Genomic DNA, 1,001 nt, shown 5'->3' with positions numbered 1-1,001 from the left:
ATTGTATATCCGCAAACAGCCCTAAAATGAAATAATTATCGTATATTCACTTGATATTAAAACAGTTGATTATGAATATATTTGATTTTGGAGTTCATTTCACAGACGAAAAGAGCTGTCGTACACATTTTAAAGAGGAACGAGATAAAATAGGGGTCATCTGCAATCGATGTCAAGGCACGCAGCACTATTGGTTGAAGAATAAATGGAGTTATGAGTGTAAATCCTGTAGTTCAAGGCAATCTTTGCGCAGCGGCACTATAATGCAGGGCTCTAAACTATCATTCTTGGTCTGGTACAAGACAATTTTTCTTTTGAGCACTACCAAGAAAGGTTTTTCGTCAAAGGAAATACAACGTCAACTAGGGTTAAAACGCTACGAGCCTGTATGGGCAATGGTTCATAAATTACGTAAAGCAATGGGGCAACGAGATGACAGATATACATTGGAGGGCATGATAGAAATGGATGAAGGCTACTTTACAATAGAGGCTTCACAGCAGGCACATGAAACTCAAAAAGCTGGGCGAGGTAGCAAGACCAAGTCCAACGTTATGGTCATGGCTGAAAGTACCGTACTTGAAGATATCGACACAGGAAAAGTAGAGCGGCAATGTCGTTATTTCAAAGCAAAAGTCCTTGATGACCACAAGGCAGAAGGAACAGACCAGAGCTTTGTGGATGCCATTGATGGTGAGCGAACCATTGTCTTCACGGACAAGTGCACCTCATATGTCAATATTGCTGATTATGTGGAGATACATGTGACTGAAAAATCAAACGAGCAGACCACCAAAGAGACTTTGAAATGGGTACATATTGCCATTAGCAATGCTAAACGGAATTTTACAGGAACGTACCATAAGATCAAGAAAAAATATCTGCAACTTTATCTAAACGAGTTTGTTTACAAGCTAAATCGAAGATATTTTGGTGAGCGAATCTTTGATAGACTAGTAATAGCAAGCATTACAGCTAATGGACACTAAACGGATATACAA

At 39.2% G+C, this 1,001-nt stretch carries 1 protein-coding gene; it reads left to right on the top strand.

The window, feature by feature from the left end; genetic code table 11:
* Window positions 1–71 precede the first annotated feature (71 nt).
* Entirely contained in the window at window positions 72–989 is a 918-nt protein-coding gene (locus tag ESY88_RS20700) for an IS1595 family transposase (protein WP_147089914.1), read from the top strand.
* Window positions 990–1,001 lie beyond the last annotated feature (12 nt).

This window comes from Subsaximicrobium wynnwilliamsii, assembly GCF_007997225.1.
Lineage (GTDB): Bacteria > Bacteroidota > Bacteroidia > Flavobacteriales > Flavobacteriaceae > Psychroserpens > Psychroserpens wynnwilliamsii.
This window is presented reverse-complemented; position numbering and strand designations above follow the sequence as displayed.

What these genes read in the sequence shown, in the direction of transcription:
- ESY88_RS20700 (WP_147089914.1), top strand. Translation starts at nt 72, where the DNA reads ATGAATATATTTGATTTTGGAGTTCATTTCACAGACGAAAAGAGCTGT.